At 45.5% G+C, this 22,605-nt stretch carries 10 protein-coding genes and 1 pseudogene; 6 read left to right on the top strand and 5 right to left on the bottom strand.

Annotated elements, in window-relative coordinates; genetic code table 11:
- Nucleotides 1-329: 329 nt before the first annotated feature.
- Nucleotides 330-9,449 (top strand): PAS domain S-box protein, encoded by a 9,120-nt coding sequence (locus QUA38_RS03535; protein WP_333159242.1) that lies wholly within the window; start codon nucleotides 330-332, stop codon nucleotides 9,447-9,449.
- Entirely contained in the window at nucleotides 9,442-10,473 is a 1,032-nt protein-coding gene (locus QUA38_RS03530; RefSeq protein WP_333159240.1) for a PleD family two-component system response regulator, read from the top strand. Before QUA38_RS03535 ends, QUA38_RS03530 begins: the two co-directional genes overlap by 8 nt.
- Nucleotides 10,474-10,945: 472 nt before the next feature.
- Here QUA38_RS03530 and QUA38_RS03525 read toward each other — a convergent pair whose 3' ends face one another.
- From QUA38_RS03525 to QUA38_RS03515, 3 genes are all read right to left on the bottom strand, one after another.
- Nucleotides 10,946-11,836, bottom strand: coding sequence for a glycosyltransferase (locus QUA38_RS03525; RefSeq protein WP_333159237.1), 891 nt, complete (start codon nucleotides 11,834-11,836; stop codon nucleotides 10,946-10,948).
- A gap of 15 nt (nucleotides 11,837-11,851) precedes the next feature.
- A complete protein-coding gene (locus QUA38_RS03520) occupies nucleotides 11,852-14,224 on the bottom strand; it encodes a hypothetical protein (protein ID WP_333159287.1) in 2,373 nt (790 codons plus the stop codon).
- A gap of 74 nt (nucleotides 14,225-14,298) precedes the next feature.
- Complete coding sequence (locus QUA38_RS03515) at nucleotides 14,299-16,077, bottom strand: peptidoglycan DD-metalloendopeptidase family protein (protein WP_333159235.1); 1,779 nt, start codon at nucleotides 16,075-16,077, stop codon at nucleotides 14,299-14,301.
- 430 nt (nucleotides 16,078-16,507) lie between these two features.
- Between QUA38_RS03515 and pgeF the strand changes: the two genes are divergently transcribed.
- Both pgeF and QUA38_RS03505 read left to right on the top strand, forming a co-directional pair.
- Nucleotides 16,508-17,386 (top strand): peptidoglycan editing factor PgeF, encoded by an 879-nt coding sequence (pgeF, locus tag QUA38_RS03510; protein ID WP_333159232.1) that lies wholly within the window; start codon nucleotides 16,508-16,510, stop codon nucleotides 17,384-17,386.
- 243 nt (nucleotides 17,387-17,629) lie between these two features.
- The gene (locus tag QUA38_RS03505; RefSeq protein ID WP_333040744.1) at nucleotides 17,630-18,241 is read left to right on the top strand and encodes a CPP1-like family protein; all 612 of its coding nucleotides are present in this window, start codon (nucleotides 17,630-17,632) and stop codon (nucleotides 18,239-18,241) included.
- A 146-nt stretch (nucleotides 18,242-18,387) separates the two neighbouring features.
- Here the strand turns inward: QUA38_RS03505 and QUA38_RS03500 are convergent, their stop codons facing one another.
- Nucleotides 18,388-19,074, bottom strand: a complete 687-nt coding sequence (locus tag QUA38_RS03500) for an HAD family hydrolase (protein WP_333159230.1) — start codon at nucleotides 19,072-19,074, stop codon at nucleotides 18,388-18,390.
- A gap of 573 nt (nucleotides 19,075-19,647) precedes the next feature.
- On the opposite strand from QUA38_RS03500, the gene QUA38_RS03495 reads away from it, so the two are divergent.
- Both QUA38_RS03495 and QUA38_RS03490 read left to right on the top strand, forming a co-directional pair.
- The gene (locus tag QUA38_RS03495; RefSeq protein ID WP_333159228.1) at nucleotides 19,648-21,699 is read left to right on the top strand and encodes a diguanylate cyclase domain-containing protein; all 2,052 of its coding nucleotides are present in this window, start codon (nucleotides 19,648-19,650) and stop codon (nucleotides 21,697-21,699) included.
- On the top strand, nucleotides 21,680-22,213 hold the full coding sequence (locus tag QUA38_RS03490; protein WP_333159226.1) for a GNAT family N-acetyltransferase: 534 nt from the start codon (nucleotides 21,680-21,682) through the stop codon (nucleotides 22,211-22,213). Before QUA38_RS03495 ends, QUA38_RS03490 begins: the two co-directional genes overlap by 20 nt.
- A 20-nt stretch (nucleotides 22,214-22,233) precedes the next feature.
- On the opposite strand, the pseudogene QUA38_RS03485 reads toward QUA38_RS03490, so the two are convergent.
- Nucleotides 22,234-22,605 (bottom strand): annotated as a pseudogene (locus QUA38_RS03485) (4-hydroxyphenylpyruvate dioxygenase); the annotation flags it as partial.

Here is a 22,605-nt window from a genome sequence, read left to right as displayed (position 1 = left end):
TTTAGCAATACTCCGGACAGTTTTTAAGCAGCCAGAGTACCATAATACAAGACTGAAGGAAGATTAGGATGATTTAAAACTGTCGGGAGTATTGTTATCATTATTATTATTTAATTATATTCCTACACAAAGGGGTATTGACAAAATCTCCTCCCTTCTAACTTTTTACCAATGGGGTAACATTATCTTTGGGGTAGGCTAGCTTGTAACAATTCGGCTGCCTATCTTTTTTTAGCATAAGTGAGCAAAATCTTTACTCTATAAAGATTTCAGGCGGGTTGTCACCCTCCCAGGGCGATCGCAAAAGTCGTTATTGCAGTTAGAAAAAAATGCTGGAACTTTGGAAAAACCTTTTTGCTATAGCACCGTTTATCCCTCACGGGCATTGCTATCTCTGGAAGCCAGGATTGGTGAGTCTTCATATCGCTTCCGACTCGCTGATTGCCCTGGCTTATTATTCAATTCCCATTACGCTGCTCTATTTTGTTCGCAAGCGACAAGATTTGCCCTACCCTTGGATATTTCTGCTATTTAGCACCTTTATCATCGCTTGTGGCACCACTCACCTGATGGAGATTTGGACGCTTTGGCATCCTACCTATTGGCTGAGTGGCGGCCTCAAAGCCATCACCGCATTGGTTTCAGTGGTGACAGCTATAGTGCTGGTGCCGTTAATCCCAAAAGTATTAGCGCTTCCGAGTCCCGCACAGTTAGAGGCAGCTAATCGAGAACTAGAGCAGGAAATTAGAGAGCGGATCAAGGTAGAAGCAACCCTTCAAGAGCGGGAGCAGTTCTTAAGCAACCTTTATAACTCCGTGACAGACACCCTTTGGGTGGTGGAACAGCTTGAGGATGGCGAGTTTCAAGTTGTCAGCATGAATCGAGCCATTGAAACCTCAAGTGGAACTTGGGCCGAGCATTGGATTGGTAAACGGCTGGACGAACTGTGGGACATCGATACAGGTACTACGATTCGAGCGCACTACCATGACTGTTTGCAGCAAGGCAAAACAATCTCTTACGAGGAGAATCTGCCTTTTGGAGAACAGAGTTGTTGCTTTCTCACCACCTTAACGCCTTTAGTAGATCCCGATTCGCGCACTCGTTTACTTGGCGTCAGTATGGATATCACGGAGCGCAAGCAGGCGGAAAATGCTTTGAAAGAAAGTGAAGAACGCTGGCAGTTAGCGTTGCGGGGTAACAATGATGGAATTTGGGATTGGAATGTCAGAACGAATGAAATCTTTTTCTCGGCGCGATGGAAGAAAATACTGGGTTATGAAGACTGCGAAATTTCCCACTATCTAGATGAATGGGCTAAACGAGTCCATCCAGACGATTTTACCTGGGTAATGGAAACAATCGAAAATCACTTTACTAAAAAAACACCTTTTTACCAAACCGAACACCGCATTTTATGTAAAGACGGGACTTATAAATGGATTCTCGATCGCGGTCAGGCATTTTGGGATGACGATGGCAATGCGATTAGAATGGTCGGTTCTTCTACCGATATTACAGAAAGCAAAAAGGCTGAAGCAGAGCTGCGCTGGAAAGAAACTTTGCTGCGTTCGATGACTCACGCTTCGCCACTCGCTTTTTTTGTTGTAGATCACCGTAGCGATGACATTCTCTACTTCAATCACCGCTTCTGCACGATCTGGGGCATCGAACACCTTGAGGAACAGATGCAGCGGGGTCAACTGAAAAACAACGATATCGTTCCTCACTGCGCGCCCGTACTTGCAGATGTTCCGGCTTTTGCGGAATCCTGTAAACCGTTGCAAAGTGAAGAGAATCGAGCCGTTGTTGAAGATGAAATTCCTTTTCGCGATGGGCGCACGATTCGTCGTTTTTCGACACAAATTCGCGACGAAAGCGATCGCTATTTCGGACGGCTTTATCTATTTGAAGATATTACCGAGCGCAAGCAAATAGAAGAACAACTGCAATTGGCCGATTTTTCGCTCGAACGCTCCTCTCTCGGCCTTGCCTGGGTCGATCGCGATGCCAGAATTTTGCGGGCGAACGAAGCAGCATGCAAGCAAACTGGATATTCTCGCGAAGAACTGCTATCGATGTACGTCTGGGATACCGATCCCAATTTTCCCATCGAGTCATGGCCGCAGCATTGGCAAGAACTTAAAGAGCAAAAAATACTTTCATTTACTTCTCAACAATCCAGAAAAGATGGCAGTGTGATTCCCGTAGAAATAACGCTAAATTACCTGGAATTTAACGGGAAAGAATACAATTTTGCTTGCGCTCGCGATATCAGCGATCGCTATCGCGCAGAGGAAGCACTGCGAGCCTCTCAAGCACGCCTCTCTGGGGTTCTAGACATTGCCGACGAGGCAATTATCTCAGTAGACTCCAGCCAACGCATTACATTATACAACCAGGGATCGGAACGGATTTTTGGTTATACTTCCGAGGAAATGCTCGGTCAGACTCTCGACCGACTTTTGCCAGAACGCTTTGCGACAAACCATCAGCAGCACGTAAGGCAATTTGCCCAATCTACCTATACAGCAAGAAAGATGGGCAAGCGCGGCGAGATTATCGGTCGTCGTAAAGATGGTACGGAATTTCCGGCTGAAGCTTCAATTTCCCAATTGGACTTGGCAGGAGAAAAAGTTTTTACTGTCTTTCTGCGCGACATTAGCGATCGCAAACAGGCAGAAGCAGCCTTAAAAGAAAGTGAAGCCCGCTTCCAAGCATTTATGAATTACAGCCCTGCCACTGCTTGGATTACGGATAGAGATGGGCGACTGCTCTACATCAGCCAAACCTATTGCCGAATGTTCAATTTGCCAACCAACTATTCAGTTGGCCAAACAGACCTCTCCATCTATCCGGCTGAGTTTGGGCAGGAATATTTAAAAAATATTCGCAAAGTTGTAGAAACCAATCAAACGCTCGAAGTAATTGAGCTAGCTCCCCTCGCGGACGGCAGCATTGGTGAGTTTTTGGTTTACAAGTTTCCGCTGCCAAGTTCATCGGGCCAAGTGCTGGTTGGCGGGGTAGCAATCGATATTACCGATCGCAAAAAAGCAGAGGCAGCTCTACAACAGCGAGAACAAGAGTTCCGCGCTTTAGTAGAAAATGCGCCGGACATTATCATGCGATTGGATCGGGAATGCCGCTATCTTTATATCAACCCCACGGTTGAAAAACAATCGGGAATTCCTCCCGCTGCATTTATCGGTAAAACTATTAACGAGTTTGGTACGCCCGAAACGCTAGTTAATCTTTGGCGAACAGCCATTGAGCAAGTATTTGAAACGGGTTGCGAGCAAAACATTGAATACGAATACGAAATTCCATCGGTTGCAGGGGTAACTTATTATGCTTCTCGCGTGGTTCCTGAGTTTGGCAGCGATGGCTCGGTGCAATCGGTTTTGGCAGTTGCTCGCGATATCAGCGCGCGCAAAGTTGCGGAAGCAGCGCTAAAACAAGCTCACGACGAGTTAGAAATTAGAGTCATAGAACGTACTGCCCTACTCGCAACAGCAAATAAGGAATTGCGGCAGGGAATTGCCGAACGGCAAGCCGCGATGCGCGAGCTCAAACAAGCACAAGTTGCCCTGAAAGCATCGGAAACCAGACTCAAAGAAGTGCTTGACAATACAGCCGCTTTTATTTCCTCTGCCCGCATCCATCCCGATAAAGTCTGGGAATACGACTACTATTCTCCCAATGGAGAGGAGATTCTTGGCTACAAAGGAGAAGAATTTGCTGCCGATCCGAATTTGTGGCTTTCTAGAGTTCCTGCCGAAGATATTGAGGCAATCGTTCTGCCAGCAATGCAAGATTTGTATGCCGGACGGCAAATAACTATAGAGTATCGATTCTGCCATAAAAATGGCAATTTGCTTTGGTTATCTAACACTTTGCTCGCTAAAAAGCATAAGTCTGAAGATTACTGGTTTGCCACCGGAATTGTTACCAACATTACGGAACGCAAACAAGCAGAAAAAGCATTGCAGGAAAGCGAACAACGCTTTGCTACTTTAGCGAAAACTGCCCCTGTTGGCATATTCCGTAACGATACTCAAGGCTATTGCGTGTACGGCAACGAAAGCTGTTTAGAGATGACCGGGCTTTCTCTAGGAGAATTAATCGGTGAGGGTTGGGCAACAACGCTATATCCAGACGACCGCGATCGCGTTACTATTGCTTGGTATAGCTTCGTACAACAAGGCATTCCCTATTACTGCGAACTCCGCTTACAGCGACGTGATGGCACCATTATCTGGGTATTGGCACAAGCGATCGCGGAAAAAGATGTTGATGATAACATCATCGGTTACATCGGCACTCTTACTGACATTACCGAGCGCAAACAATCAGAACAACTTTTAAAAGATTACAATCAACTTCTAGAAACTCAGGTACAAGAACGCACGGCTGCACTGACTCAAACAAATGCTCAATTAGAGCAGGAAATTGAGGAACGCAAGCAAATAGAAGACCAATTACGGCGCAGCGAAGCTAAACTATCAATCGTCCTAGATAATGCAGGTGCTTGTATTTATATCAAAGATTTGAATGGCACCTACGTCTATGTCAATCGCTTAACTGAGGAATTTTTTGGGTGTAGCGCATCTGAAATTATCGGAGCGAACGATTGCAAATTTTTTGCTGAAGAATTTGTTCTAGCTTACAAAGAAACTTGCGATCGCGTAACAAACAGCGGTGTCGTCCATCGCTTTGAGGAAATTGGAATTGATAGTAATGGAGAGCTGCATCACGTTTTATCGACCAAAGTTCCTCTAAAAAATTCTGACGGCGATGTTTATGGCCTGTGCGGTATTTCGACAGATATTACCGAACTCAAGAAGACAGAAGCCGCTCTCCGACAAAGCGAAGAACGAATGCAGGCGCTTTTGAGTGCCATCCCCGATTTGATGTTTAGGCATCGAGTAGATGGCACTTATTTAGATGTGGCAGGAAATGACACCTCCTTGTTGGTGCCGCGCGAAATGCTAATTGGCACAAAGTTACAAGACACCCCCATTCCCGAACAAATTAAAGCCGACTTGCTCGAATGTTTCCAAGTAGTAGCGGCAACCGGAACGCTACAAATTTACGAACACGACCTGGAAAAACCGGATGGTATCCACAGCTACGAAACGCGCATTGTCAAAAGCGGTGCTGATGAGGTTGTGTGTCTGGTGCGGGACATCACCGAACGCAAGCGCGCGCAAGCCGCCCTCCAAGAAAGCGAAGAACGCTACCGTACTGTGATAACAGCGATGGCAGAGGGTATTGTCTTGCAAGATGCTAATGGTGCGATTCGTACTTGTAATGCCAGTGCAAAACGCATTTTGGGCTTGTCTCGCAAGCAAATGATGGGGCGCACTTCCCTCGATCCCGCTTGGCGAACCGTTCGCGAAGACGGTTCCCCCTTCCCCGGAGAAGAACACCCGGCAATGGTGACGCTGCGAACGGGTAAAGCTTTCTCTAACGTGGTGATGGGAGTCCACAAACCCGATGGTAGTTTTACCTGGATTTCCATTAATACTCGACCTATATTTCGATCTGATGAATCTCTTCCTAAGGGAGTTGTATGCTCGTTTGCTGATATAACTGCTTCTAAACAGGCAGAAGAGGCCCTGCGGCAAAGCGAAGCGCGTTATCGTGGCATTCTTGAAGATCAGACAGAACTCATTGCTCGGTTGTTACCCGATGGCACTTTTACTTATGTCAACGAAGCTTACTGCCAATTTTTTGGCATAACGCGGGAAGAACTTGTGGGATATCACTATGAACCCATTGTGCTTGAGGAAGACCGGGAATATGTGGTTCAATGCGTCAATAAAATCAGTTGGCAAAATCCGGTTGTTACGCTTGAAAACCGAGTGATTATTGCCGGAAAAATTCGTTGGACGCACTGGACTAACCGAGGCATATTTGATAGCAACGGTCGCTTAATAGAGTTACAAGCAGTAGGAATAGATATTAATTCTCGCAAACTGGCTGAAGAAAACTTGCGACGCTACGAAAAGATTGTTGCTACTACTACTGATGCAATTTGTTTAATCGATTGCAATTATACCTATCAAATTGTTAATCAAGCTTACTTGACTTGGCATCAGTACCGTCAGGAAGAGATAGTCGGACATACTATTAGTCAAATTTTGGGTGGAGAGCTGTTTGAAACTCAACTCAAACCCAATCTAGATCGATGTTTAACTGGAGAAATCGTCCAATACGAACTGTGGGTTAAATATTTAAACGGCGAAGAGAAATTTGTCAGCGTTACCTACGCTCCTTATGTAGAGACAGATGGCACTATTTCAGGTGTGGTGGTGAGTTTGCGTAACCTCACCGAACTGAAACAAATGGAAGCAGCGTTGCGACAGAGCGAATCTACTCTGCGAGCTTTCTTCAACAGTAGCGTCATGATGATGGGCATTGTAGAGCTGTATGAAGATGATATTTTGCTTCTGTCTGCTAACCTAGCAACAGGGCAGTTATTAAGCACCACTCCACAAGCATTGCAGAATCAATTCGTTAGCCGAACGGGAGTGCCGCGATCGCTTTTAGAACTTTGGCTGGGCCGCTACAGGGAAGCTGTAAAAACTCAAGTTCCGGTTAGATTTGAATACTGTCGCGAAACTCCTACAGGACAAAAGTGGCTCTCTGCCAGCGTTTGCCCGATTTCCATTGGCTCCAGCGGTCGTCCGAGATTGTCGTACATTATCGAAGATATTAGCGATCGCAAACGAGCAGAAGAAGCACTGCGCCTTAGCGAAGGTCGGCTCAAACACCTAACGGCTAGCATTCCGGGAACCCTTTACTCCTACGGATACTATCCCGATGGTTCGGCCAAGTTTGAATATATCAGTCTCGGTTGCCGAGATATGTTTGAAATTGACCCGGAGCAGGCACTAGAAGAGCAAAGTACCCTTTTGAAGCAATTTTCTTCTGAAGACGAACCTGAGCATCAAGAAGCAGTTGTTCGCGCCGTTCAAAACGTGCAACCTCTCACTTCTGAATGGCGCAATATAACTCCTTCTGGAAAACAAAGATGGCTGCGCGCCCAAGCTCAACCCGAATGCCGCGAAGATGGTTCTAAAGTTTGGCATGGGGTGATATTAGATATTACCGATCGCAAACTTGCAGAAGAAAAGCTCGAACGGGCAGAGCATAAATATCGCACCTTGGTTGAGCAAATTCCAGGAGTCGTTTATATCTCTCCAATTGAGACAACAACCGAGAACGCTTATATCAGCCCGCAACTGCAACAATTGCTGGAAATTCCTTCAGAAGAGTGGTCTGCTGGCTTCTTTAATAGTTGGGCTGATTTCGTACATCCAGACGATCGCAATCGCGTTTGGCAAGCTGTCAGCACCACAATTTCTACGGGAGAGCCATTGAGCGTCGAGTATCGCATGATAACTCGCAATGGCAAAACGCTCTGGCTCAGAGATCGAGCCAATCTCGTTTTTTGCGCTGACGGAAAGACTCAAGTGCTTCAAGGTTTAGCTTTCGATATTAGCGATCGCAAGCAAATGGAGCAAGCGCTGCAACAAAGCAACGAGCGTTTTCAACTAGCAGCATCGGCAGTAAAAGGATTTATTTACGACTGGGATCTCAAGCAGAATATCGTTTTACGGACGCGGGGATTGTTTGAACTCGTTGGATACCTTCCTGAAGAAGCTGAAGCTAAGTTCCAGTGGTGGAACGAACACCTTCACCCAGAAGATTTCCCCAAAATTTCTCAGCAACTATCTGAAGCCTTTGCGAACGAAACTCAAAGTTATTACGTGTTGGAATACCGACTTCGCCATCGAGATGGTCACTACGTTTACCTATCCGATTATGGCACGATCGCGCGACATACCAACGGACAAGCAATTCGTGCCGTAGGTCATGCCATAGATGTCAGCGAACAGCAAGCTGCGCTTCGCGAACGCAGAAAGGCAGAAGCAGCCTTGCAAAAAGCGCTCCAAGCCGCCCAAGCTGCATCCATTGCTAAAAGCCGCTTCCTATCCAACATGAGCCACGAACTGCGTACTCCTCTCAACGCCATTCTCGGTTTTAGCCAGGTGATGGTTCGCAGTAGTTCCGTTGCCTCTGAGCAAAAAGAACAGCTAAGAATCATCAATCGTAGTGGCGAACATTTGCTCAATTTAATCAACGATATTTTGTCAATGGCCAAAATTGAAGCAGGTCAAACTATGCTCAATGAAAATCGCTTTGACCTGTATCAGCTACTGAACGATATAGAACAGATGCTAAAACTCAAAGCGATTTCCAAAGGCTTGCAGCTAACCTTTGAACCACCAGCATCAAATATTCCCCAATACGTGCAAGCTGACGAAAATAAATTGCGTCAAGTTTTAATTAATATTTTGGGGAATGCCATAAAATTTACTGCTTTCGGTCACATTGCATTGCGAGTTAAAAAGGGTCGGATATCCGAAAAATCTGACCTCCAAAACTTCAGCTCCAAAACCTATTTGTTGTTTGAAATTGAAGACACTGGCCCCGGCATTGCCCCCAATGAACTGGATACTTTATTTGACCCTTTCGTCCAAACAGAAGCAGGTCGCAAATCGATGCAAGGAACGGGGTTGGGCTTACCCATCAGCCAACAATTCATAGAGATGATGGGAGGAGAGATTGCGGTCAGCAGTCAACTCGGTCAGGGAACAATGTTCACATTTGGTATCCTCGCGAGCGAGGTTGCTGAACCTGATGAGAAGAGTTTATCGATTACCCAGCCGGTTATTGGATTAGAGCCAAATCAACCTGTGTACCGCATTCTAGTTGTTGAGGATGTCGAAGAGAACCGTCAGTTGCTCTTAAAAATACTCAAACCGTTAGGATTTGAAGTGCGAGAAGCGGTTAACGGTCAAGAAGCGATCGCTTTGTGGTCAACTTGGAAACCGCATCTAATATGGATGGATATGCGAATGCCCGTCATGGATGGCTACGAAGCAACTAGAGAAATAAAAGCTTTGGAACAGCAAAGTGGAATAGCTGGAGAGAAGCACAACTTACCTGCCAACTCATCACCTACTAACGCAACAAAAATTATTGCTTTAACTGCTAGTGCTTTTGACGAAGATCGAGCCAAGATTATGACAGCAGGCTGCGATGACTTTATACATAAGCCTTTCCGAGAGTCGATGCTATTTGACAAGATGGCTCAACACTTAGGAGTCCGTTATATCTATCAAAAGGATTTGCAGCATAGCTCATCCCAGCCAGTAACACCGAGAAACTTAACACCAGAGGATCTAAACGTTATGCCTTCTGAGTGGATGGCACAGTTCCGACAAGAGGTGCTTTGTGGTAACGATCAGTTAATATTGCAGTTAATTGACCAAATTCCCGAAAGCGAGGCAAGTTTAGCACACACCCTCACAGATTTGGTTAATAACTTTCGCTTAGATATACTTTTTGATCTAATCCGAGCATCTATTAATGAATAGTAATCAAGTACCCGCTTCCTTTGGGGACATCCTCATCGTTGACGATCATCCAGACAACCTCCGAGTTTTGTCCGCTATCCTTACCGAGTCTGGATATCAAGTCCGGAAGGCAATTAACGGTCAGCTAGCTTTAAAAGTTGCCCAAAATTCTCCCCCCGCTCTGATTTTACTTGACATCTTGATGCCAGAAATGGATGGTTATAAGGTTTCCTCGTTGCTCAAAACTCATCCACAAACAGCGGAGATTCCAGTAATTTTTATCAGCGCTCTCGATGATGTATTTGATAAAGTAAAAGCCTTTGATGCTGGAGGGGTAGATTACATTACCAAACCCTTTCAGTCAGCCGAAGTTTTAGCTCGCATTAAAAACCAACTAATTATCCGCAATCTGTATCTCCAACTTCAGAAGCAAGCACAGAAAATCGCCGAGCAAAATACATTGCTACAACAGGAAATTAAAGATCGTAAACAAGCTGAATCTGCTTTGGTCGAAGCTAATATCAAGCTACAGCGTCTCGCCTCTTTAGATAGCTTAACAGGAGTCGCTAATCGTCGTCAGTTCAATGAATCTTTCAATAAAGAGTGGCAACGGATGGCACGAGATCAATTACCCTTATCTTTGATTTTAGGTGACATTGATTATTTCAAAAAATACAATGATACTTATGGTCATTTAGCCGGGGATTTCTGTCTACAGCAAGTCGCTCAAGCTATTAGCCGTGCTATTAAGCGTCCGGCAGATATATTGGCTCGTTACGGAGGTGAAGAATTCGCTGTAATTCTACCTAATACAAAAGCTGAAGGAGCGCTAAAAGTCGCTGAGGCGATGCGGAATGAAGTTCTAAATCTTAAAATTGCCCACGCTCAATCTGCTGTTAATAAATACGTCACCTTGAGTCTGGGCGTTTCCAGTGTAGTTCCCCAGGACACCTCGGACCCCTCAATCTTGATTGCTGCGGCTGATAAAGTATTATATGAAGCTAAAGAGCAGGGGAGAAACCGCTCAATTGTGAAAAGTTTTTAATCATTAGACTTTGAGTTCAACTCAACTTGCTTCCCAGATAAATTGATTTAGGTGTTTATCCCCATACTCCCCAGATTTTTACTCCATTGAACTGTGGTGGTCACCACTCAAATGTTTTTTACATAGGTTCGGTCTAACTACCACCTTTATGATTGATACAATAATTGCAGGTACCATCAACTTAAAAATTCTCAACATTTAAAAACTTGGTTGGCTCATTGTTGTTATTGTACCTCATAACAGCGGGAACCGTTGTAACCCTCTTTTGTCACTCTGGGAAATTAAAAATGAGAGCCAAATTTTCAACTGTAGATAGAGCAAGGATTTGAGCATTTATTATCTAACTGAATGGCTGAAATCAAGATTTTTGGTAAAAGTCTTATGCTATAACCATCCCAGATTATTTCCTGCCGAAAGTGGCAAAAGAGGGGTAATTCTCTCTCTGCGTTCTCTGCGGTTAAATACTCAAACTCTATTCCTCACCAAATTTGTTTTTCTCCCAAAACAATCCCGCAGCAATTCCCGCCTGAGAAACTAAAAATAATGCAGTAATTAATAGCTTTTGAAAGCCCGGTGCGTGGAAAAATGGATAAGTTAGCAAGTTCCAATAAAATGACGGATGTTGTAGTTTCCCATTAGCCCCGCGTTTCGAGATAATTTGCTGAAACAAAAAAGCACCTCTACCATAATTGAATTGCTGTTTCCAAAATTTGCGAAGAGTTAGTGCATGGGAGTGATAGACTATAACTTCGGGAGCGTAAATTGCGGCATTGCCCGAATGCAACCACCGATCGCAAAATTCTCGGTCTTCTCCAGCCGCTAGAGAAAAAGTCGTGTCAAAGCCGCCGATTTTTTGGAAAGCCTCAGCGGGAAGTGCAAAATTGTTAGAAGTGAAAAATTGGGCGCGATCACCAATAGCATTATAGTAACTATAAAGGTAATCGATCAGTTGCTGGCTGGCAGTAGAATAGATGTTATCCGGCAGCGCGTTTACAGTTCGACCTCCGATTAAGCAATCTGGTGTTTCCACAAATCGCTTTTCCAGGTTTTGCAGCCAATCTGCCCCCACAGTACAGTCATCGTCTGTAAACACTAAAAATGTGCCTTCTGCGGCAAAAGACCCAGTATTTCGCGCCTTTGCAGGGCCGGAGTTGGGTTGTGTCAGAAGTTTGATATTTAGCTGATTTTGAAAAGGGGAAATGGTATTTTCTACAGAGATTTCGGTGCTATCGTTGACCACGATAACTTGAAATTTATCGCGCGGATATTCAATTTCAACAAAAGACTGAATACACGCCGCTAATTTATCGGGGCGATTGTAGGTCGGAACAATAATTGAAAATAGAGTTTTAGCTTGGTTCATGGTAACTAATAACTTTTAATTTTTCAAGCGATATAACACCGACTCAGTATTAAAATTTTTCCCAAAAACTGGTTGCAGCGGGCCCTGGGCACTTGTCAGCCAAGATAAAGCTTTTCTGGTAGCTGCGTTTGTCTCAGTCAGGGGCCCGAATCCCACAGTCCTAATTTTATGTTGTCGCAGGTTGTCAATCCATGCCGAAAGTCGATCTGGTCTAAACGGCACATATAAAACTTTTCTGTCCAAATTTCTCCCGTAAAACAGGTAGCTGCGCGAACTTAAAAAGAAGCCTATTCTTTCATCAGGTCCTGTATTTTTATCAATATACTCGTAAATACCACGATACAGTTCGGTGCGTGCAATATCTCGCTTTTCCCTCCAATGACCAACTACTATCAATCCTATACACACAACAATTATTACTATGTAAATTGATTTTTTGCGACTTGGAAATATATGATTCAGCCATCCGAAGCCAGGATTTATTTTAAAAAATATCGCAGCTAGAGTCAGTGACACAATATAAAATATCGGATATGGTAATATATATTGCCAACTCGGAGCTAATATTTTCCAGATACTATTAATAGTTTCTACTGGATTAGACTTAAAATTGTCAATCAATAAACTCCCCCAAACAATACTATCTCCGGTGAAAGAAGCATTTTTAATATAATCAAAAATTGTGTTGCTAGTAATTCCGAAAAAACCACTAATCAAAACCACTGCTAGAACAACTTGATTTTGAGTTTTCAAGAGAGTTGCTGTAGCTGCTGCGGCGATGGCGAGTACGCTTAAAAAGGGAAATCCGTATCTGAGGTTAAAACCGAGTATAGGGCTGAGTTTACCGATAGACTCTCCGACAGTCCCGGAGGTGTAAGGTGTAATTAAATACAGAACTGCTGTGCTGGCGAGAAGTATTATTAAAATAATATTATTTTGATTAATTATTCTATTTTTACCCTGAATAAACGCAAGAGGTGCTGCCAATACCTGAAGTGCCATCGCCAGAAAGGGCAGTTGCAATCTAATGATAATTTGTAAGCCGACAGTTTGCCAGTGGGAAAAATTGCTGGGATTAAATTGAGCTGCTAAAGTGCTTTGCCAAATCTTTAGCAGTGGCGAAGCGGGTGGCTGCTGTACCGGAGGTGTTGACCCAGGTACGGGAGACGGTAAGGGAACAGGCTCTAAAGGAATTTTAATATCCCCGACTTCGCTGACAGGATAATTGATTTGCAGCAAGTTTCTCGCATACCAAAAACCTCCTAAAAGCAAGCAACAAGCTACGCCCCACAGCAAGACTGGTTTGAGAAAGTGGCGAATTCTCAAAGGAGCTGGTGTAGATTTTTTATTAACCGCGAATCTTTTTATTTCTAATATTGCTAATCCTCCTAAAAGTGAGGCTGCATAGACTATGCCAGTGATTTTTATGCCAGCTAGCATTCCTGCGGCTGCCAAAAATAGGGAAAGTTCGGATTGCGATCGGCTGCTGTGATAGGAGAAGCCAAGATACAAACCTACTGTAAATATTGCAGCTAGCGGTAAGTCTGGGTGAATGGTGTTGACTTGGTTAAGCATCATCGGTACTGTCAATACTAAAGATGCTGCTGCCATACCGTGAATTCGGGTTGCTCCGAATTTTACGCTTAATAGATAGACTGCAATTCCCTCAAGTACCCACGCAATTAGCAGGGGAAAAGCTGCGAGAAAGTCTTCTCGGAATGGGAGTACACACAAAGCAGATAAAACGTGCCAATTGTAAGGATATACTCGGGCTTGTTCTTGTTCAAAAATCCAATTTCCTGCGGCATCTAATAAGGTAAATAAATGGGTTTGATACCATCGGGCGATCGCAGGTAGGTGAAACCACAATGAATCATAATTGGTTGTGGGTTTGGTTGCGAGAATTTGTAACAGCAAAAATCCTGCAATAGCAGTAGCAAAAATAATTAGGCGTTCGGATTTGCTCAGAGGTTGCTTGAGTTGGGGAATCGGCCACTCAGAGAAGATAAAAGTTTTGTGGTTTTTTGTATAAATTAGGATGAAGCCGAGCGCAAAAATCAAAATTTCTGCTATAATCACCGCAGCAATATTTAGGCGCTCGGCACTTCCTAAAAGCAAGCCGATACAAACTTGTGCAATACTCCATCCTGCCAGGAGTACGAGGAGAAAATGGGGAAATGAATACTTATTGTTTTCTTTCTGATTCTCAAAGGCAAGAGACAAGCTTAAGGGAATCGGTCCGACTAAAATAATCAGAAATAAAATTAATTCCCACAAATGCTGCGCTATTAGCATAAGCTCCAAGTTACCATTTTTTATCAGTTTTTCCTCGTTACGCGAAAAAGCCTGGTAACGAGGAAAAGCAACGAGGTCGTCTGTTCGTTGCACCAAACATAAATTTTCTTGTGGGGTGGGCTTTTCGACCGTTCCACAAGAAAATTAATTTAGGCAATCACCAATTTTTACCTGTTAGCTTGCTTCTGAGTTTTGGGTTTGACGGCTTCTGTATCTTTGGACTTAGAAATGTCAGCTTTTAAGAGTTCGGGGAATGGCGGCTGGAGGTTGTGAACTTCGATGTCCATTCCCAGCGGCAGAGGTGGAAGCTGGGGCAGATCGTTTTCCAAATCCTTGAGTCCGCTAGCGGTTTGTATTTCCACCATTTTCGGCATTTGCGGTACTTTGGCGGTTTCCAAACTGCCGATCATTTTTGCCAGAGCGAATTCTAGCTGAGAACCCGGATCGATCGCCACCCAACCCTGGTCAGTCATTTGCCGCACCTCGAAGTGGAGGTGAGGCCCTGTAGACATTCCCGTACTGCCGACACGGCCGATAGTCTCTCCCTGTTTCACCCACTCTCCCGGTTTCACAAACAGTTCCGAAAGGTGGCCGTAGAGAGTTTCCTGAGACTTTTTGCTGTGGTTGAGAACCACCGTCAAACCGTAGCCGCCCAACCAATCGGCGATCGCCACTTGACCCGCATAGGCCGCCAGTACGGGCGTTCCCATCGGGGCTCCCAAGTCAGTTCCGGTGTGAAACCTGCCGTAGCCCATAACCGGATGAGTCCGCCACCCAAACGGCGAAGTAATTGCCGAAGCAATAGATAGCGGAAACAGCAAGCTGGTGTTGCCATTTCCGGGCAGGCCTGCAGGACGCGGCGTGAGATTGTAGTAAGCAAAACCGGTATTGCTGCCGCTGCTGACACTAACGGCACCGACTTGAACCGGTCCGAGTCCCATGCTGGGCGCTGGAGCGCCGCCGCCGTAAGATCCTGATCCGCCATAATACCCAGCGTCTGCGGAGTATCCAGTGTTTGCGGAGTAGCCGATGTTAGCAGAGTATCCAGTGTCTGCGGAGTATCCTGCGTCTGCGGAGTATCCTGCGTTAGCCGAGTAGCGCGGGGGTGCGTAAGCAGATTCGGGCGGGTTTGAACCCCCCCAAACCTGGCTGCCTATTTGTTGAACGGCTTGACCGATTTTACTGACAGGATTTCCGCTACTATTTCCTACCACAGTTTCCCGAACATCGCCCGGAAGGTTTTCTGGCAGATTTCGAGGAAGAGGGGCTGCTATATAGCCGTCGCCTGCTATCGGAGTTTCCGGGCTGTAGCTGGGTTCTCCTGCATCTGCCGTCACCGGCTCGGAAACAGGAGGAGGCGCGCACAAACCGCCTTCTCCTTCGCAGCCGGTCGATCGTTCTGCAAACTCTATTCTGGTTGGCGCTTCGTAGTCGCTGGTAGCGCCAACGCTGTAGTCTGTTTGGTCGATTTCAGCGTGGGCTGGGTTAACTGGCGCTTCAAAAGGCGGCTCCTGGGCCGTCGCTTCTGGCAGGGGAATCAGCGCGGGTTCTGGCAGATAATATTGGGTGGGAGGTGGTTCGCTGGCGTACTCCGGCTCACTGGGCGGTGCGGCGTCGAAAGGCTCGGACGGCGGAACTTCTGCCTGCGGTTCAGGGTATGGTTCGGGCGACCCTTGGCTGTATTCGGGTTCCGGGGGCGGGAGAGGAGCTTCAAATAATGGCTGGAGGTCTGCTGCGCCGGGGACGGCTTGTTCTGCTGGCGGAGTTTCGGCTTGAGCCCAAACTAGACCTTTGCTGAGCAGTCCCAGACTGGCAAGGCAACCCAGTCCCACCAGCAGTGAGCGATCGGACAAAAGGCGCGATCGAGTCCGGGCGCCTGTAGGCTTATTTTTTTGCTGTTTGGTGTTCAAAGGGGCTGTTATTTGCTTGTCTGGAACTGGTTTCACGATTTTTTTTCCCAACTCAACAGGGGGCACAAGGATCTCGAAGTCAGGATCGAATGTATGGCAATCCTTGTCTTTATATACAGGCCTAACTGATTTTACCGGGCTTGAGGCAATTTTTTTTGCACATAGAACAAGCTCAAATGCCTTACGCATTCACTCGCGATCGATATCCGGTTTTTTTGATCCCGATGGCACTTGCCGAGAAGTCTGTGACGGCCACACTGATGATAGCGCTTTGGCGTTCGTCTATGTTAATTAGTTGCCTATATTTCTGGGGTTCTGCAAAATTTCGGCGCAGTCCGTCGTCCTAAAACCGCCGACCGATCGTGATTTTTGCCTAAAAGCTAGCCCTGCCTTTAAACTTCGCAGACAAAATTTTTGATTGTTTAGAATACAAGCTAAATGATGCGCTTGGGTAAGGATAGGTTTCATGACTGTAGCTGGCGATCACTTGACAAATTTTCCTGAGTCTGAATGCGCCGGAGGACCTGACGGTATCAGTTGGGACTGGCAGAGTTCTGAAGGCTTGCCTTATCTGACTTGCAGCTTGCTTTCTCGCTGGTCTCACGGCTTTTTTACGCGCGATTTCTCGCCCCTGGGGCCGATCGATCTGACGGCAGTTCTCGAACCGGGAGCTAAGGTTTACCGACTCCAACAGGTACACGGCAATGCGGTACTCAAAACGAGTGATTTGTCCCCGGTTGTGGCTCCGGCCCCGGAAACCGGTGCCCCAAGCTATGCTGAGGCTGATGGCTTGGTTGCCGATCGAGAATTGGAGGCGCTGTGGGTTTGCTCGGCCGACTGCGTGCCGGTGCTGATTGCTGACGATCGCACCGGACTCGTTGCTGCGGTTCACGCGGGTTGGCGCGGGACTGCTGCTAAGATATTACCAGAGGCGATCGCTCAACTTGTGGCACAAGGCAGTCAACTAGAAAATCTGAAGATTGCTATGGGGCCGGCGATCGCTGGAGAGGTTTACCAGGTATCTGTGGAAGTAGCAGCGGAACTGGGAGCCACCATTGCTCCTAAGAGTGCCGTTAGTGCGACAGCAGACGGCATTCTAGAGTTTTTGCACCAACTCCCGGAAACGCCTGTCTTACCGGATCCAGAACCGGGAAAAGTACGCTTGGATGTTCGCCTCTGCAATGCTCTGCAATTGCAGCAGTTGGGAATCGATCTTTCTCAAGTGGCGATCGCTCCTTTCTGTACTTATTCTGACTCAGCTCGCTTTTTTTCGTACCGCCGCGATCGACTTAAAAAAGTCCAGTGGTCGGGAATTGTGAGTGCCTGCAGGACAAGTCCCTTCTGAGGGCATTTGGCAGAAGGTAAAATTTTACACGGCCAAGATAAAAATAAAAATCTTTGGATTCATTATTTTTTATTTACGAATGCCAAATGCCTTCTAGTTTCTATTTTCGTAAGGTTTGCTGGTTCCTGTTTTAAAGCACCAAAAACTAGCAGCAAAACTTTTGGGAAAGCGGCAGAGATCCCGCCCCGCTTTCCTCTCTTGTTAAGATTGCTCTATAACGAGAGTCTTCAGCGGGTTATTACCATGAGTGAGCCAACTCCCTATCAACTGCTTGAAGTCGATGAAGATGCTTCCTTTGATGAAGTGCAAGAGGCCCGCACGCGCCTAGGCGAGCAGTACAGCGGTGACAAGAAACGTTTGGAATTGATCGAAGCAGCTTACGACGCGATCCTCATGGATCGCCTGCGGCAGCGACAGGAAGGGAAAATTAAAGTACCCGAACGCATTCGCTTTCCCGAACGGCTGACTCCCCCACCCCCAAGCTTTACTCCCTCTCCTCCTAGTGGCAGCCCAGCTTGGTTGCAGCGGTTAATCGATACTCCTAGTCGATCGGACATTTTGTGGCCGGCTGGGGTGTATGTGGGTTTAGGCGGACTGAGTATTTATCCGGCAGCTAATGATGGTTTACTACAGTTAACTCTGGCTCTTGGGGTCGGCTCTTGTCTTTATTTTGTTAATCGCAAGGAACAAAAATTTGGTCGGGCTGTGCTGCTGACTGTGGCTGGCTTGGTTATAGGCTTGTTGCTGGGAGGATTTTTGGGTTCTTTGGTCAGTCCGGCATTTATAACAACAGAGAAATTTATCGCTTTGTTTACGTTTTTAATTCTGTGGCTGGTCAGCGGTTTTCTGCGATAGTCAGCAGTCATTAGTCAGCAGTTATTAGTCAGCAGTCATTAGTCAGCAGCCAACAACTAATAACTGTGAAATCAAGACCTCTGAGAAATAACATCAGCTAACAATTAATAACTAATGACTAATGACTAATGACTAATGACTAATGACTAACTATTGCCACCTAAAATAATCTCAACTGCTTCACTCAAATTGTTAGCAATTAAATCCGGTTGGTGCATTTCTAGTTGGGTGCGATCGCGAATTCCGCACAAAACACCAATTACCTTGACACCGTGCGTTGTTGCTGCTATGATGTCTGCCTCCGTATCGCCAACCATCCAAGTGTCAGAAGCCGGCGGGAGTTCGGCCAGAGCTCTTGCCATCAACATGGGCTTATCTTTGACATCCCCGGTTTTAACGTAATCGTTGGGGAGGCAATAGCGGCGGTTTTCGGGGAAAAATTGCCCTAAATTGCAGCGGTTGAAGGCTTCATCTAGTTCCCTAACCCGGCGCATGGTCATCACCGCTAAGTCTACTCCAGTGCGCTGCACCTTTTCGAGAGTTTCGACAGCGGTGGGAGCTGGTCGATCGTAAATCATGTAGGGTAGGGTGTGGACAGTTTGACGGCGTTTCTGGGCAAAATCGCGGGCTTGGGCTGCGTCTAATCCTGAGAGAATTGCGATTTCGGTTTCGGGAACCCGCGCGCGTTTCATGTCCCAAAACTCTGCCTTGGGGAGTTCGCGCACTGGTTGCCCCTCACGTTGAGTCTCGGCGAGACAATACTGGTAAACTAGGTAGTAGCGATCGGACACGTCCATGATCGGGCCGTCAAAGTCGGTAATAAGTCTCAGCATTTAGTAGAGTATTTTTAAGCTTTTATACAAATCCTTCGATACTATATCACTTAGAGGTAACACTTTCTTTACAAAAATTGACACAAATACCTAGGGGAGGTAAAGTCTATAAGAATGGTGCTAATTAGAGCAAACATTTGAATTAAACTGTGCTGTTCTTCAACTTTAGCGGTTGTAAGCCATATCGGGGAATTTACAATTAAAATGTGTGGCACAAATAGTCCCAACCACTACGTATTGTTCATAAATCTCAACTTCAATCTAAGCTGATTTTGACTGCGCTTTCTCAAAAAAAGTTGGTTAAATTAATATTTTGCCATCTCATTAAAATAAACAAAAACTGCTTGGAGAATCCAAAGTGTACTATTTCCATAAATTAGGCAGCGGTAACAGGTGATGATATCTGCCATTATAAAAAATCCCATGAGAAATAGCAGCCAAACAACAACTAACTTTACCTGCTAACCTTGGAGAGTGATGCTCTACAATAACGAAATACTTCCAACATTAACTGTAGAGAGCAGCGCCAGAAGTATTAATATTCTTCTTTATAAGCTGTTATCCTTACGCAGGATGGCATACCTCGCAGTCGATCGCGAACTCAAGATTAAAGAAATATCTTTGAAAGTGCAAGATTTTGCCTACATTCATGAAGAAGTAGCCGAAGGAAAAGACGTGCGCGATAGTTTTCCTGAACTGATTGGAATTGAAGGAATCCTTGAAGATATTATTGAAGAACGAGAACAAGACTTTCAGTTAAAATCAATTAACCGAGTTCTCAAAGACGGATCTTATTTGTATCTGAATTTGTACATATTTGGTTATAAGGGACAAGCCAATGCTGACAGATTAATTATTTTATGCGAAGATGTGACAGATAGCATTGCAGCTCATAAAATCATGGTTCAGGCTGTCAACGAAAACAGTATGAAAGTCGATTACTTAGCGGCGACTGGCGATTACATTGACAAAATTATTAATTCCCTAGGTGATGTTTTGTTCGTAACAGGAACATCGGGCCAAATCAAAAAAGTGAATCAAGCTGCACAGCAATTATTTGGATATACCGAATCGGAATTAATCGGCCAATCCCTATCAATAATTACGGCTGAGGAGAAATTATTACGCAAAGTCAGCCAGCTACCTCCTGCACTTAAAAGCCAATATTGGCCTCAAGTAAAAGTAGCTTGCCAAACGAAAATAGGTTTAAAGCTGATTGTCGCGTTTTCATGCTCTACTTTTGAGACAATCACAGGAAGCAAGGATGCAGATAGCGAGGTTATACAAGATTTTGTTTATATCGGCAAAGACATTACCAAGCAACTGCGTATAAAAAATTCTCAAGAAGCGCAGTATGCTGTTACTCATATCCTGTCAGAATCAAGTTCTCTAAATAGCGCAACTCCGAGAATTTTGCAAGCTATTTGCCAAAGTTTTGGGTGGGATATTGGCGAACTTTGGACGCCTGCAGAGGCAGAGAAAGAAACTAGAGTGGGTGCGGAAATAAAATCTGAAAAAGATCCGCTTTGGTACCTGGAACTCTGCTGTCCGATCGACGAAACTCCTTGTTGGCGGCGCGTGGCAGTTTGGCAGGCAGCGGAGGAAGTTAGGGAGTTTGCCGAAAACGATCAGCAGATTACTTTGGCTGGGGATGAGGGTTTGCCCGGAGCGGTTTCCAAGAGCGGTTCTACGCAGTGGATTACCGATCTTGTGGGCGATCCCAATTTCGTGCGATCGCGTTTGGCTGAGGAAGTGGGACTGCGATCGGGATTCGGTTTCCCCATTCACGCTAGGGGCCAAGTTGTAGGAGTAATGACTTTTTTTTGCCGGGAAGAACTGCCACCGGATCAAGATTTACTTCAGATAATAGCTGTGGTAGGTTCTCAATTAGGGGAATTTGTCAAGCGCAAATATGCGGAGCAAGAATTGCAACAAGCTGAAGCTTCACTCCGATTTTTGTACGAAGAACAAAAACGGCAAAGTGAAGAATTAGCTCGGCAAAATTTAGCTTTAGAACAAGCCAAATTAGAATTAGAAGCAGCTAACATGGAATTACAGCGGCTCGCTGCGGTGGATGGATTGACTCAAATTCCCAACCGTCGTTGTTTTGACAAAAAATTGGAGTTAGAATGGCAGTTGATGGAGCGAGAAAAAGAGTCGCTGTCTTTAATTTTGTGCGATATCGATTTTTTCAAACTTTACAACGATCATTACGGGCATCAAGGAGGCGACGAATGTTTAAAAAAAGTAGCCCAGATTTTAGTTAGCAATGCTCAGCGGGCAGGAGATTTAGCCGCCCGCTACGGCGGCGAAGAATTTGCGGTAATTTTGTCGCGAACTGATGTGGAAGGAGCAAAGCAGGTAGCTGAAGCAATTCGCAGCGATTTGAAAGCAGCGGCAATTTTTCATGCTGCTTCCAAGGTAAGTAAGTTTATAACTCTTAGTATAGGTATCGCTACTACGATACCTGCTGCTGGTTTATCGATTGAGGAGTTAATTGGACAGGCTGATCGAGCGCTGTATCGAGCTAAACTAGAAGGGCGCGATCATATAGTTGGCCTAGACTTGAAAATAGAATTTCCGGACTCGAAAGGAGTATTTTCTGATGATTGTGAGAGAAGCTAAAATCGCTGATGCACCTGCAATCGCACGGGTTAATCTAGATACTTGGCGGACAGCTTACCGAAAAATTGTACCGACAGATTACTTCGCGCAACTGTCCTATGAAAAAGCAGAAAGCCGTTGGCAAGAAATCCTGACCAACGTCAAAAATACTGGGGTTTTTGTCTGCGTTGCTGAGAATGACTCGGGACAAATTGTGGGTTTTGCGGCAGGTGGTGGCGAGCGGACGGGCAAATATGTATATAAAGGAGAATTATTTGCTATCTATATTTTGGAGGAATATCAGCGTCAAGGAATCGGACGGCAACTCGTGAGAACAGTTGCCACAAAATTGGCAGAATTAAGTTTGAGTTCGATGCTAGTTTGGGTACTAGGAGACAATTCAGCCTATAGGTTTTATGAATTATTAGGAGGTGAAAAAGTAGACGAACGACAAACCAGTAGAGCCGGAGTTACACTCAAAGAAATTGCCTACGTATGGAAAGATATCGCAGTGCTGATTAACAAGCCTTTATGACCTCAAAAGAGGAAATTTTGTCAATCATCTATCAAACTTCCCCTCTTCATTTGTTCGCGTTCAATTGCCTCAAACAAAGCTCTAAAATTTCCCGCCCCAAAACCTCCAGCTTGCACCTGTTTGCCGTTCACTAAACTAACGCGGCGTTCAATAATCTCGAAAAAGAAAGTCGGTTCTGCAAAAATTGGCTGGGTAAAGATTTGCAGCAGCATCGCTGCGGGAGAATCTTCTTGCCAATCTGCCAAAACTTGACAAGCTGCTATTGCTTGCCAATCTGCGGGCAAATAGTTTTGCCGCTGCTGCAATTCGGAGTAATATGTTGGAGGAACCGGCAGAAAAGGCAAACCGCACGATCGCAAATCGGCAACAACACCCACAATATTATTAGTTTG

The organism is Microcoleus sp. Pol12B4 (assembly GCF_036701385.1).
Lineage (GTDB): Bacteria > Cyanobacteriota > Cyanobacteriia > Cyanobacteriales > Microcoleaceae > Microcoleus.
This window is presented reverse-complemented; position numbering and strand designations above follow the sequence as displayed.

Bases quoted from the DNA above. Each gene is read 5' to 3' on its own strand.
- pgeF (WP_333159232.1), top strand. From the start codon at position 16,508: ATGACTGTAGCTGGCGATCACTTGACAAATTTTCCTGAGTCTGAATGC.
- QUA38_RS03530 (WP_333159240.1), top strand. From the start codon at position 9,442: ATGAATAGTAATCAAGTACCCGCTTCCTTTGGGGACATCCTCATCGTT.
- QUA38_RS03490 (WP_333159226.1), top strand. From the start codon at position 21,680: ATGATTGTGAGAGAAGCTAAAATCGCTGATGCACCTGCAATCGCACGG.
- QUA38_RS03505 (WP_333040744.1), top strand. From the start codon at position 17,630: ATGAGTGAGCCAACTCCCTATCAACTGCTTGAAGTCGATGAAGATGCT.
- QUA38_RS03535 (WP_333159242.1), top strand. From the start codon at position 330: ATGCTGGAACTTTGGAAAAACCTTTTTGCTATAGCACCGTTTATCCCT.
- QUA38_RS03495 (WP_333159228.1), top strand. From the start codon at position 19,648: ATGGCATACCTCGCAGTCGATCGCGAACTCAAGATTAAAGAAATATCT.
- QUA38_RS03525 (WP_333159237.1), bottom strand. From the start codon at position 11,836: ATGAACCAAGCTAAAACTCTATTTTCAATTATTGTTCCGACCTACAAT.
- QUA38_RS03500 (WP_333159230.1), bottom strand. From the start codon at position 19,074: ATGCTGAGACTTATTACCGACTTTGACGGCCCGATCATGGACGTGTCC.